10 protein-coding genes and 1 tRNA gene are annotated in these 13,100 nt (G+C 34.4%); 9 read left to right on the top strand and 2 right to left on the bottom strand.

All coding sequences use genetic code 11. The features are described 5' to 3' along the window. The first annotated feature begins 1,403 nt into the window (after positions 1–1,403). From ACFIMX_RS01085 to ACFIMX_RS01045, 9 genes are all read left to right on the top strand, one after another. On the top strand, positions 1,404–2,087 hold the full coding sequence (locus tag ACFIMX_RS01085) for a hypothetical protein (RefSeq protein ID WP_375693907.1): 684 nt from the start codon (positions 1,404–1,406) through the stop codon (positions 2,085–2,087). Between the two features lie 59 nt (positions 2,088–2,146). Continuing rightward, positions 2,147–2,539 carry a hypothetical protein gene (locus tag ACFIMX_RS01080; RefSeq protein ID WP_375617561.1) on the top strand — a complete coding sequence of 131 codons (393 nt, stop codon included), beginning with the start codon at positions 2,147–2,149 and terminating at the stop codon, positions 2,537–2,539. Between the two features lie 199 nt (positions 2,540–2,738). Next, complete coding sequence (locus ACFIMX_RS01075; protein WP_375693906.1) at positions 2,739–3,203, top strand: hypothetical protein; 465 nt, start codon at positions 2,739–2,741, stop codon at positions 3,201–3,203. Continuing rightward, a complete protein-coding gene (locus tag ACFIMX_RS01070) occupies positions 3,152–3,796 on the top strand; it encodes an ATP-grasp domain-containing protein (protein ID WP_375639954.1) in 645 nt (214 codons plus the stop codon). Before ACFIMX_RS01075 ends, ACFIMX_RS01070 begins: the two co-directional genes overlap by 52 nt. 165 nt (positions 3,797–3,961) lie before the next feature. Next, positions 3,962–4,222, top strand: coding sequence for a hypothetical protein (locus ACFIMX_RS01065; protein ID WP_375617559.1), 261 nt, complete (start codon positions 3,962–3,964; stop codon positions 4,220–4,222). Then, the gene (locus ACFIMX_RS01060; protein ID WP_375606207.1) at positions 4,188–4,277 is read left to right on the top strand and encodes a YqcI/YcgG family protein; all 90 of its coding nucleotides are present in this window, start codon (positions 4,188–4,190) and stop codon (positions 4,275–4,277) included. The genes ACFIMX_RS01065 and ACFIMX_RS01060 overlap by 35 nt, the downstream gene beginning before the upstream one ends. Positions 4,278–4,345: 68 nt before the next feature. After that, on the top strand, positions 4,346–4,516 hold the full coding sequence (locus ACFIMX_RS01055) for a YqcI/YcgG family protein (RefSeq protein WP_375693910.1): 171 nt from the start codon (positions 4,346–4,348) through the stop codon (positions 4,514–4,516). Then, positions 4,509–4,835, top strand: a complete 327-nt coding sequence (locus ACFIMX_RS01050; protein ID WP_375639956.1) for a cupin domain-containing protein — start codon at positions 4,509–4,511, stop codon at positions 4,833–4,835. Before ACFIMX_RS01055 ends, ACFIMX_RS01050 begins: the two co-directional genes overlap by 8 nt. 2,028 nt (positions 4,836–6,863) lie before the next feature. Beyond that, complete coding sequence (locus ACFIMX_RS01045; RefSeq protein WP_375639957.1) at positions 6,864–8,084, top strand: MFS transporter; 1,221 nt, start codon at positions 6,864–6,866, stop codon at positions 8,082–8,084. A gap of 474 nt (positions 8,085–8,558) precedes the next feature. On the opposite strand, the gene ACFIMX_RS01040 is transcribed toward ACFIMX_RS01045, so the two are convergent. Continuing rightward, positions 8,559–8,648: transfer RNA gene (locus tag ACFIMX_RS01040), tRNA-Ser, on the bottom strand. 1,256 nt (positions 8,649–9,904) lie between these two features. Next, positions 9,905–12,436: a phosphoenolpyruvate--protein phosphotransferase gene (ptsP, locus tag ACFIMX_RS01035; RefSeq protein WP_375693905.1), complete on the bottom strand. Its 2,532-nt coding sequence runs from the start codon at positions 12,434–12,436 to the stop codon at positions 9,905–9,907. Between the last annotated feature and the right edge of the window lie 664 nt (positions 12,437–13,100).

The raw sequence follows: 13,100 nt of genomic DNA, 5'->3' as shown, positions 1-13,100 counted from the left end.
GCAAACGCTTTATTAAACATATGAAAACTTATCAAAAGGAATGTAAATGATGCGTATGATCTTTAATCACTCTTTTGAATGAGAGAGCCTATAAATGCTTTTCGTTGCTCTCAAACGTATTAATCATAACTCCTCCTTTGTGAGGGGGGCATTTGAAATAAAGCCCATGATCATGATGTTTCTTTTAAAACGTTTCAATATACTGACTNATAAAGCCCATGATCATGATGTTTCTTTTAAAACGTTTCAATATACTGACTTTAAAATTGAGTTGAGTGAATTCAAATAACACATTGTCTAAAATCAACTCTATCAAACAAATCAAAACGCTTGATAGATTTTAAAAAACCCGTTTTTTACAGTTGCAAATGTTGGTTTTCAAAACAATCTCTCATAAGACAATAAACAAGCGCTTTTATCAAACGCAAGACTATAAAAACTGTTCTAAACATCAGTTTCAAACGTTTAAACGTATTTAGAAAGGCTTTCATAATAAGCGTATTTTTAACAAAACTTCTTTGCAAATTAATCGCTCTATATTTGTGCTCTGTACTTTTAAATAGTAACTTTTAAAACGTTTTTTAGTACCAAGTCTAAAGTAGATAGTAACTCTACTGCCATGGCATTGTTCGCTTCCATTTTTTTGTGGAAGCGAATAATTCCGTTCTTAAAAACTAGTCTGCAATCTATTCATTAAAAGGCTTTTCATTTCATAAGATATAAAATACCTCTTTATCGTTTTTTTAACTTTTAGTAAGCGTTTTAAAAGCGATTTTATCCTTAATCCTTTTATGCAATTTTTTAAATTAAACCTATAAGCTTATGACAGGTTCAAACAGTTAATTTCTTTAATGCCATTTTAGAGGTTTTTCCCAATTTTTGGAAAAATTATATGATCTCTATTTTCTATAAATGCGTATCTTTTGGTACAATTTATCTTATAACAGTTTCAAACGATTACCCTCTTATAGGTAATAAGATATTGCTATAGCATTTTTAGATTTTACGCTTCTCAATTTTGAAAACTGTAATTTTATGTTTTTATCATGTGATTAACAATCCAATCTTTAAAACAAGATGGGATCTTTAAACGTATGTTATCGATAATTCCAAACGACTAAATTTTTAAACAATGTGATTTGTGCTGTGATAAAAACGTATCATAAGATTTATGAACTGTTATGAATGATATCTGCTTTTCATTTCATTTGAATGTTTACATGCGTTATAATATTTACATCATGATTTGCTTTTTATGGTCTATTCATACATGGCAATCTTATATAAAAAATGGTCAAATGAATCATGCATAAAAAGATGGATTCTTGAGTGGATTCATATAAAATAATTGCAAGCAAACTATTGACTTTATTGTGTTTTTTGATATTATGTCGGATAAACTGATGTTTCGGTTTTATGGGCTTGTTGTCCTACTGTATCTTTCTGATATGGTTCTATTCTTAAGTAATTTTTGGAATGCTTATCGCATAACATCCTCATCGGTTTTCCTGGGCGTAACCATGGCTTTGGGCACCCTTATGCCCTATCTTTTGAAAAAAAGCGGTCTTGTGTGCATTAAAGCCTCACTGCGGTTGGTCGATTTATACAAAAGGCGGATCATTATCTATAGCCTTCTTTTATTGATTGCACTTTTCCATTACGCTGATTTCCCCTTTGGTTTTATCGCTGTCTCTATCTCTATCGGCTATCTCTCTTTGATTACCTTAAGCACACTCGAGACTTATAATACTAAACTAGCACTTAGTGGTTATATTAGCGCCCAAAAGGCTTCCCGCATTATGCAAACAGTGGTGCAAATTGGCGCCTTTTTGGGAGCAGCACTAAGTGGTTATCTCTTAGAAGCGACCAGCCCTCGAGGGGCAGCAGCTGAAATCGGTTATAATGGTTTGATTGTGACACTTTGTGTGTTTGACATCATTATAAGCCTTATAGCCGAATATATCATCTTTTCTGATGAATATAATGCTACAGATACCACAGCACTTGCAACTGGTAAGAAGCCAGCACACCTACACCGCAAGTGGATGGGCTCTTCCGTGAGCTTAAACTTTTATGCGTCTGCATAGGACTTATTGGCTTTTATATTTGCGCTTATAATACGCTGGCAACTATTCTTTTTCAGAGTGTGAAAAATTTTGGCTCTGAATATTATGGGCTTTGCAGTGCGGTTGCGGGCGTGAGCGCTTTTTTGGCTGCTTTTATCAAAATCCCTCGTTTTGAATTTATTCTCCCAGCCCTTATGTTGAGCGTAGCTGATCTTATTTTTAGCACCACACAATCGCCCTATTTGGCTGTGGTCTTTTGCTTTTTTATTGGCTTTTCAATGAATACCATGCGAATTAATGCCCGCAAACATACGATTGAAGCGACCAAAACAGAGGCTCAAGCAGAGCTGGTGGGAAGCTATAGCGGCATGCTTTATACTCTCTCCCAATCGGCAGTTATGTTATCCTTGGTCTTCTTACGAGCTCTCCCCTTATGGGTCCTCAAGCAGCTGTTTATCTTCTCCCCCTTATAGGGTTGATAATCTTTATTTATGTTCTTTTCCTTTTATCGCAGCGGAACAAAGTATGAGAAAACCTATTCTTATTGTCGACCCTTTCTCCAAGGGTGCCCTCTATGGCCCTGCTTTGCAAAAATTAGGCTATGCTTGTTATGGTGTTGTCTCTCAATAAGCTCCTTTTTCACACTATATACTTTCTTATCAGGGAGAGGGCATGGCAGAAGCGAAGCTTCATAGTGTAGATGAGATAAAGAAACGCTTTCCTATCGGCACGATAGAGGCTGTAATAGCGGGTGCCGAAAGAGGTATCTATTGTGCAGAGCAATTGGCGGCTTATTATGGTTGTCTTGGGAATAACCCCTTGACTACCGATTGGCGACGGAAAAAAGCAGCGATGCAAAAACGCCTTTGTGAAAATGGTTTATCTTACATCCGATCAAAGATTCTTACAAAAAACGATTGTACTCTCGATGGTTTTGAAAGCCACAGCGGCTATGTGGTAAAGCCAAATGATTCTGCAGGGAGTGATGGTGTTTTGTTTTTCTCTAATCTTGAGGAAGTATTAACGTGGACCTCTGAAAACGACTGGAAGAAAAAAATATTTTTGGCGCACCTAACGAGGACTATTTGCTCCAAGAAAGATTGGAGGGAGAGGAATACATCGTCGATGCCGTTGTAAAGGGAGAGGCTATAAAAATATGTAGTTTGTCACGATATAAAAAAGGTATTCATAATGGAAGTACTTTTGTTTATGAAACGCTTGATGTGCTTGATTCTCAAGATCCCTCTTATGCCTCTCTTATCTCTTATGCAAAACAATGCATTCGCGCGCTGGGGATTGAATATGGACCTGCGCACATGGAAATCATGCAAACAGCTCGCGGTCCAGTAATGATCGAAGTAGGAGCCCGCCTCCACGGAGGAATTGCACCCACCTTGTTCGCACATTGCTATGAAGATGATTTACTTGAAAGCTCCGTTAACCTTATTGCAGGCATGTTTTCGCAAACACCAAGTCGCTTTAAGAAAAAAGGGCGTATTATCTTCCTTATCAACGAAATCGACGGTCATATTATAAAAGATGTTAACGTATGGCGGCAAAAGCTTCATTCTTGGGAAAATGTGGTTCATTTTATGCTCTTTTTTAAAGAAAACGAGCCCCTCCCCCTAACCATCTATTTAAATACCTGCCCAGCTATTATAGCAATTTGGGTACACAATGATGATGAATTATCAGCTTTGGAGAGGATCATTCGTAGCAATTTCTTATAAAATACAACAATTGGGAGGAAAACATGGATTCAGCAGCGCAAACAATTGAAAATATAGACAAATATTAAAAATGGAAGCAAATCATTTTTAAAGAATTCAATCCAACCATGAATAACACAATTAGGACTTTTCTGCCTATTCGGTGTAAATGGATACTCAAAAAATATGCTTAGATTTGGGTTTTACAACAAGCTAACCTCAAAAAATATGATGGAAGATCTGATAACTTATTGCGATAATTATAAAAGTTTTGGAAAGAACACATCTTTTGTTGCATTCGAGGAGCCGGTCCCATACAAAGTATCGAAGTTTATAGAGAAAAATTCTGATCTATGCTTAAAAATTTGCGAGATTTTGACAACCGAGAATGACCTAAGTATACACAAAAAATATGTACAATCGTCTATGGGAGTTCTGCTTTCATAGCGAACCTATATTCATAGTTTGCAATACCCCGTCTTATATAAACAGAATTAAGTAAGTTCTATATTTATGTTAACTTTCCAGCTTAAGTGTTTTTTCTAATCTTCTCTCTACAGAACAAAATGCATTCTCGTTGTAGGAAAAAAGCTTGAACATTTTGATATTATCACAAAATCTCCTTTTTTAGGAAAATATGGCGAACCCCAAAATAGAGAATGGACGCAATATTTTCTGCAAGACAACACTATTGAATCCCTACCTTGCTCATATCATCTAATGAAACACGATAATGATTAAGTTTTCTAAAATTAAATTAAATAAAAATATCTGTGATATATTCAAAATGACGCTTCCAGAGCAAGGATCAATAGAGATACAAAGAGATTTTCCAAAAAAAATACACGATTGGCATATTCACCAGGTCGATGAAACTCTCTTAATTATAGAGGGAGAGCTAGATTTTTTCTATAGCGAAAAACATATAACCTGTACACCAGGAGATATTATACATCTACCTGCCAATACAAGGCACAAATCAATTGGGGCAGATGTAGTAGGATGCATATATGCAATTGCTACAGAAAATCTCACTATTGGAGATATTAGAGATGGGTAACCGCACGCTCTTTAATGGATTCTTTCTCATACAGGATTTTATTCTTTTACTCCTGCTTCCCATAATGTGCCCATAGATTCTGCGGAAAATAAGGCTATGCAGTTTACGTCCTCTACCCAAACCAACGTAGAAACTTTTCAGAAACGGCATTTTACAGCACAAAATAGAACGTTATTCTTTAGGAATAAAAAATGGATCAAGCTTAACGGATTAAACAAAAAGGAAATAATTTTGTTTACAGCTTTATTGTCGAGCATTCACGAATGGATTCTGGTATTATCTCTATCTGAAACTCCCTACAAGCATGAAGCAGAAAAGTTATCAAGCATATTTAGTATACCTAATGAAAACTGCTATTACAATGCGTGATGACTCTAAAATGTAGATGGATTTGAATTTTTAAATATTGCATCACTTTATTTCCATACTTTTTAAATAATATTCAATAACTTAAGTAAAATAAATATTTTTATTTTGAGTTTTGTTGTGTTGTTAATCTAAAGCATGTGAAGAGAATATATTAAAGAATTAAAATATTTATATATCGAAATTGAAGATGTCCTATTTTACCCAAAAAAGAACTATGATGACATAGGTGAATTTAGCTATTAATCTTTTGTTGCCAACAAGTGGAAAAATGATGCTGAATGTAGAAAAAATTGCATAAGAACCTTTAACAAAAATGATTAAAATTTAGATAGAATTACAAGGTATAAAATAAAATTTATTCCATCAGCGCTGCAATTTTTTCTGGTTAATTTATTCTACCAATATCATTAAAACTTTCTTCTAATGACATCGTCTATCATTGGAGGAAGATATATGATTGTTTTTCGAATTATGACAGCACACAAATTTCGTGATTTATTTTGTCCATTAAAAGATGTTTGTTAGTTGAGTAAGTTTTAAAATACATAGCATTCCGTATAATGTAGTGTGTATGTATAAAACTTCTCAGGAAGATCGTGTTAATAGCAATGTTTAAGGGGGCTTTTTTGGGAAAGATTTTACAGCAATTACGAGTATCTCTAGAATGAAAAGCACTGATTTTTAGAACAGAGAAAAACATTGATTATAACAGTTTATTAAGCTAAACGCAGAATATTATTCTAATAATTGATGGTTAATTGTAACGGGATAGTTTTTTGATAATCATAAAGAAAAAGGTATAGAGCGTGTTTCTTTTAGTTAAGGAAAAGTATTACTCATTTTTCTTTCTAAAAGTAAGAAAATTCAAAGATAATTTTTTGTTCTTGTAGTGGTGAGAAAATAATTGTCGAAGTCAGTGAAGGGGAGATTCCAATAGATTGTTACAAAGTTTAATAAAAGTTGGAATACTTAAAAATTCTTAGTTCCTATGATGATTTAGGAATACCAGATTAGGATACGGAGAATTCAAGAGCTCAAAACTTTGTGATAATATTGGTTTAGAATTACATCTTGTTCATTCAGACGAGATGAGCCCGTTATTATATGTCACAGAGACATATGGGTGGAGAATTTTAAAAAAGCTTATTCAGAATCTGACTTAAAGGTTATTGGAACTTTAGTAGTAAGATTGGCTTGGTCTCATATTTCTCAAAAATTAGCAACCAATCTTGTTGTGACTAGACTAAATTTGGAAGATCTGCTCACTGAGCGTTTTTATAATATTGTGAAATGATAAAAATATTAATATTTCTTCTTGTCCCACACATGAAGCGGATGCTATTTATAATTATTATCCGTTGCACCATTGTCCGAAATATATTTTAAGTGGTTGTCATTTGAAATATGCCTTGGAAAATTATTTGGCAAGAGAGCGTACTTATATGTATTGGAAAGTAATTTCCTATTATTTGTCTCAATCTATGGGTAAAACGTTGTCAAGTATAGAATTCATGCTGACAGATGACTTGCGAAAAATAAGTGTCTATAACGCATTTAGACTAAAATTTTACGAAAAACTGGAATTTAGTCCCGAAACATATTCGACAATGGAGAAAATCATAAAATGGCTTGAATCTCTGTTTAAAAGGGAAGAGGCTATTGCGTAATTCTGTTTTTCTTATGATTGTGGTTGGTTGTTTGACGAGTTTTTGTGCTAGTGGTGTATTATCTATTGGCCTTTCTTTGTTACAATTCCAAGATACAACGGGAGAAACTTCTGCTACTTTAAATGTCGTTAATTTAATCGCAATTGGAATTGCTGGCTTATGTTTGGGAAACATGTTGGCGCACTATCAAGGCTTTATAATTGGGTTTTATAGTCAAATTATTTGCGCTTGTTTATTGTCTTTCTTATTATTTATGAACAATCCGGTGCTTATTTTATTTGTATTTTTTTTACTTTCTCTCTTGATGGGGGTTGATAACCCAAATAACAATAGTGCCTTGAATCAGCTGGTTCCAGCTCCCAAACAAAAAGCTGGAGTTTTTGCATTTTACACTAGTTGCTGTCAGTTTTTTGTTATTATATCCCCATTGCTTATATATTTTATAATTGCGCATTTGGGGCACAAAATAGCCATAGCCTTTATTGTATTTATCTATCTTTTGAATGCCTGCTTATGGTTTCGTATAAAGTCTATACAACAACTAAACAGAGCAAAAGAGCTATTAAAAAAGCCATCTCAAAAAGCTTATGGAGTTGGGTTCAGGTGTCTTTGGCGGATTTTTGCGTTGCGTTTTTTAACGATTAATCGTATTTTGAATAATTCTCTCTATACGGGGACTATTGTTTTATTGCCACTTGTTCTTGCTTCTATAACATCAGATAATATAAAATTTACAGCTATTCAAAATTCTATTTTTGCTTTGTCAGCACTGGGTTTTGTGATCAATGGTCTTATCTCATCTTATTATTTACGGAAATTTCCATCTTTAATTCGTTTTTTTGTATGGGGGGCACCGGCTTTTGCCGTGATCGCAATCTCTTTTGTTTTATATTTAAATTTTACTCAATATTCCCTTTATATTATGGGGTTTTTATTAGGTATTGGGCAATTTTATTTTAGGGTATCGGGAATAACAATTGGACAAGCTATCACACCTAGTGAAAATTTAACCGAGGTGATTTTGGCAGGCGATGCCAGTGTACGCATCATAACAGCTTTATTCTCTATTGTGCTTTTATATGCAGGAAAATTTTTTTCATTTTCTATATTATACGTCCTGTGTGTATTTATAGGCTTTTGCGCCCCTTTATTTATTTTGAACGGACTATCTATTTACATACAAAGCTTAGAGATAAAAGAAAGCGCCGCATGAATGATGTTCAATTATTATATTACGTCAGCCTTTTTTTGATTATCGTATAGATAAAAATTTTGTACAAATATTCATGACATTAATTTTAAATGAGCACATTGCGTGAGAAAAGCTGAGGTGTTCGTTACCTCTCATGTGGATAAAACGCATTTAGCCCGTTAATCAACGAAATTGCAAATAGCACTATGATCACCATTAATTCTAAAAGCTCTACCGGAAGTTAGTGATAATGGCAAAAATCCTTTAATGATATTTGAAGAGATCGTTTATGCTAGATCAGGTTATCTAAAGATCGAGAGGAGAGAAGCTTAAAAAGTATAAAATTCATGGAAATTCAACAGCAATTTCTAGGTGTACATAATGATAGGCATAGATCGACGCGAACTGGTCAATTTCAAACAATAAAAAATCCTGCAAATGCTGAGCTTTTTAAACTATGTCATATCAAACATATGAAAGTTCGTTTTAAATTAATGGCGGAGAGAGAGGGATTCGAACCCTCGATATGGTTTCCCATATACACGCGTTCCAGGCGTGCGCCTTCAACCACTCGGCCACCTCTCCAGAAGTTTGCACTATACCCAGAAAGAAATAACGTGCAAGTCTAAACTATACATTCAAAACCCAAAAAACAAATTCATTTATTAAAGTAAGAGCTTTTATCTGTTGAATAACAAGCACATCCCTTCTTTTTAAGAAAAAACTTTTTTCGTGGATAGGTTTGTAGAATACAATAATGAGAATAAAAAGATTGTCACCAGTTATAAACTTTCATGCTCATTTACGCACTTTCTGCTTCACAAAAAAATACTTCTCTTAAAATTGGCATACAGTCCATAGTTTTACACAACCAAATAATTAAAATCACTTACTTATACGTCATAGGAAGGGATGGTATGTGGGGGAAGAACATTTTAAGAGAGGATAAGTGGCTCTTATGCATTTTCTTAAATAGCACGAATTTTTGCAACATTGAGAGCTGTAAAATAGTGTGATGGTGTCAGTTTTCTCTTTCATAGGATTATATAATAAGCCCTACTCTAAATCCTCTATTCAATTTCACACTTCTATATTTAGTTGATACTAAAGAAAATAAAATTCAGAAAAAACTTTGCATTTTTAATTTAATATGTATGAATATATTTTATTTTCTGAAATGAAAAAATAGTCTCATTTTGATCAAATACAAAATAATAAAAATGCAAACCTGTTTTCATTTTTACCATATACTTTTAAATTCAGCTTTACAGTTTTCAAAATATCTAAAGTAATCTCAATTATTTAAAAGAAATTACGTATTACTTCATACTTTTGATTATCGCATTCTTTAAGCGTGATATGGTCTCATCACAAAACAGAATACTCTAAAAATACTATTTTCTTTCTCATCCACACGTTTGTAAAAAAACATCTCTTAAAGCTTGCCACATCTACCTCATACGGTATCTATGAATGGTATAAAATCTATTGGATAGCATCATCTTTCCTTAAATAAAAAGTAAAAGCCAAGTACTATCAAGCTATTTGTCGCCTAATGTTAAAATATCTATTGCTATTTGAGAGAATGCATAAAAGGAATTTATTCTTTCTTAGAGTGTTTTTATCCATACATTACTCCTCCTTGTAATGTATAAAAGAGTAATTTTTATTAATTAAATATAGAGAACTTTAAAACGAAAAAAACCTACAATATTCAGGGTTCTCATTATGTAAAACGATAAATTACCATTATAAATTAATATACTGTATTAATGTTTTACAGCACTAAAGATCTGATTAGTCTGCAAAATGAGCTCGTTCTTTCCCCTTAATGTTCTTTATCACCTTATACCCTTGCTTAGAGCACGTACAGCTCGTGCAGTTTCACATTGTAATGCTTTTTGTGCTAAAATTTTCATATCTTCAAAACTATGAGTCTGTAAACACGCCTTTACTGGAGAAATATCGCAAGATATCATAGAAAGCTCATTAATTCCCAATCCAGTCAAAATCATTGCACCAAAAGGATCTCCAGCCATACCACCACATACACTAACCCAACACTTATGTTGTGCAGCTCCCTGAATAGTCTGATAAATCATACGCAAAACTGCTGGATCAAGGCTATCAGCTTCAGATACAAGGTACGGATTTTGCCGATCAACAGCCATTGTATACTGTGTTAGGTCATTGGTTCCAATTGAAAAAAAATCAACATGGGCGCTCAATACATCTGCCATAATGGCCGCTGCTGGAACTTCGATCATAATACCAAGTTTTAATTTTGGTGCATTAATATCGTTGCGGATTTCTTCTGCAATCTTTTTTATAGCGACAATCTCTGAAACAGACATGACCATCGGAAACACAATCCATAGATCTCCACCCTCTTTTGCCGCTCGATATAAAGCACGTAATTGAGGCACAAAAAGATCACGTCGACGTAACAAAAGCCGCGTTCCTCGAACACCTAAAAAAGGATTGTCCTCTTTAGATAAATGTAAATGCGTAACCTGTTTATCTCCACCAATATCAAGTGCACGAATAATTAATGGCTTATCTCCTACAGCTGTAATCATCGCCCGATATATATTAAATTGTAGCTCTTCATCCGGAATATATGGATTCTCTAAAAACAAAAATTCCGTGCGCATGAGTCCAACACCTTCAGCCCCTAAATCAAGCGCAACAGGAACCTGATTTGCGTAGTTGACATTAGCCATGATACGAATTCTTTGACCATCTGTCGTTTGCGCTGGTAATCTACATGCATTTATTTCACTGACACGTTTTTGCGCAACAGTATCAATATGCCTTTGAGCATCTTCAACGTCTTCAAGCGTAGGATCAAGGTAAATAAACCCGTTATCGCCATCAATAATAGCCTGAATATCAGACTGAATTACTAAAATATCATCACCTGCAGCAACAACCATTGGAATACCAAGAGTACGCGCCAAAATAGCTGTATGAGATAATGGACCTCCCCATGCTGTTGCTAATCCTTTTACCCTTGTACAATCAAGTTGTGCTACATCAGAAGGAGAAAGGTCATTTGTAACCAGAATTACACCATGTGGAATATCATTTAAAAAGAACGATCTATAGGATGGATGGATTTCACCTAAAACACGTCGACCAACATCAACTAAATTAACAGCACGTGCTGCTAACAAAGGATTATCTACCTTAAAAAACATATCTGAAAATTGACGAACCGCTCTATCCCAAGACCAAGCGACACCATGACCTTCCGCTATAAAACGACAAGCTTGAGCTATTAAATTTTCATCTTCAAGCAAAACCATTTGCGCAGAAAAAATCGCAGCAGAATCTGCTCCCATACGCACTGTAATATCAGAAATCACAGATGCCATTTTATGTTTTGTTTTTGTAAGAGCATTTTCAAGACATGCTGCGCCAGCTGCAAAATCAATTGGCTGATCTATTATGGAAATATCATTTTGCCTTAAAACAAAAATCTTACCAAATGCTAATCCTGAACTCGCTCCAACACCAGAAATGCCTTTTTGCATAGAGCGTGGATACCAACCATGAAAAGCCTTTGTTTGAGATTCCATTGCTCTCATCAGACATTTTTCACTAATACTCACTTTTTTTGCAATAGCAATGGCATCATTGAGAAGTTGTGCTCCTTCTGCAGCATCTGTAGAAAAAATCAGAACATCACCATTTTTTGCTCCTAATTGCAATAAACCAACCAAATTTTTCATTTCAACGGTATATTGACCATGGCGAACTCTGATAGAGTTTTGAGCCTTTTTCGCAAAATCAACCCATAGAGAAGCTGGTCGTGCATGAAGACCACTTGGATAATCTAAAGTCCATTCCTGACACACCGAAAGGTCACCAATAAAAGTTTTTTCTATCTTCATCTCTTGGTCAAACAAAGTTGTAACAATTTGCTGTTTGTCCATAGTTGTTGCAAGTACTTCAAGCTGTTTTTTATCAAATAAAAGAGACGTCAATTTTTTACAAATTTCTCTATAGCGATCTGGACACGCTGCAATGGCAATAACCAAATATGCTTTCTTGCCATCCTGCCACTCAACACCAGCAGGCACCTGTATAACAGCAACAGCATCCTTGATAATTAAATCACGATTTTCAGCCATACCATGAGGAATGGCTATACCATTTCCAAGCCAAGTATTGGTTGTTTCTTCACGTGCAAGCATGCTTGCCAGATAACACTTATCAACTGCACCAACCTGCACAAGCAATTCAGCAGCAGCATAAATTGCATCATTTTTATGATCAAAAGCAGCTGCAAGTTGTACAGATCTTATAGACAAGATTTCACCATCAGTAAAATCTACATTCATTGCTTCTGCTTTCTCATATCTAATCATGAATTCAAATTGCCTCACATTTGAACACCAATATCTCTGATACATTCCTTTTCAAAGCTGCATTTCCCAAAATACAAGCTATAAATACCACCACAGCTCTCTTTATATTTTACAGAATATAGCTAAGTGAGGTGCTTAAATACCTCAATATAACCGATAAAACAATTAGATATTATTATCCACCTAAGTGCTTAAAACCATCATAAGCAAGTCTGCCTCTTACTCTTTTACTTTACAAAGACAAAACCCCGTTTTTTACAGCACCAATCACCTGAAAAACTATGCTTTCAAAATGCTCTCATTATCCTAAGTTGATCCTAAGTTATCCAACATAACTTTTCATTATTCTCCCTACAAGAAAGCATCCTTCCCAATCATCCGTAACTTCAGCTAATATTTTAATTGATTCCTCAAAGTTTATTTAACCTATTATCCCTCTTTATAAATTCATTACATATTACAAATTGCTCCATGCAACTTATCATCTTTAAAATTCCGTGCTGCCCATCTTATGATATCAAACCCTCGATATATAATATTTATATATTTTAAACTACACCTTTACTTCAATCAATATCGCAAATACACAATACCCTCTGTCGCACATTTGCAAAGTACGAACATCCCCCCAACCACCATTATCAATTACCAAAATCAAGAAAAA

This window comes from Bartonella sp. AD24XZML (assembly GCF_042196485.1).
In the GTDB taxonomy this organism is placed as follows: Bacteria; Pseudomonadota; Alphaproteobacteria; order Rhizobiales; family Rhizobiaceae; genus Bartonella.
This window is presented reverse-complemented; position numbering and strand designations above follow the sequence as displayed.

Coding starts and splice junctions, on each gene's coding strand:
- ACFIMX_RS01085 (WP_375693907.1), top strand. CDS start 1,404: ATGTTTCGGTTTTATGGGCTTGTTGTCCTACTGTATCTTTCTGATATG.
- ACFIMX_RS01050 (WP_375639956.1), top strand. CDS start 4,509: ATGATTAAGTTTTCTAAAATTAAATTAAATAAAAATATCTGTGATATA.
- ACFIMX_RS01075 (WP_375693906.1), top strand. CDS start 2,739: ATGGCAGAAGCGAAGCTTCATAGTGTAGATGAGATAAAGAAACGCTTT.
- ACFIMX_RS01065 (WP_375617559.1), top strand. CDS start 3,962: ATGCTTAGATTTGGGTTTTACAACAAGCTAACCTCAAAAAATATGATG.
- ptsP (WP_375693905.1), bottom strand. CDS start 12,436: ATGATTAGATATGAGAAAGCAGAAGCAATGAATGTAGATTTTACTGAT.
- ACFIMX_RS01060 (WP_375606207.1), top strand. CDS start 4,188: ATGTACAATCGTCTATGGGAGTTCTGCTTTCATAGCGAACCTATATTC.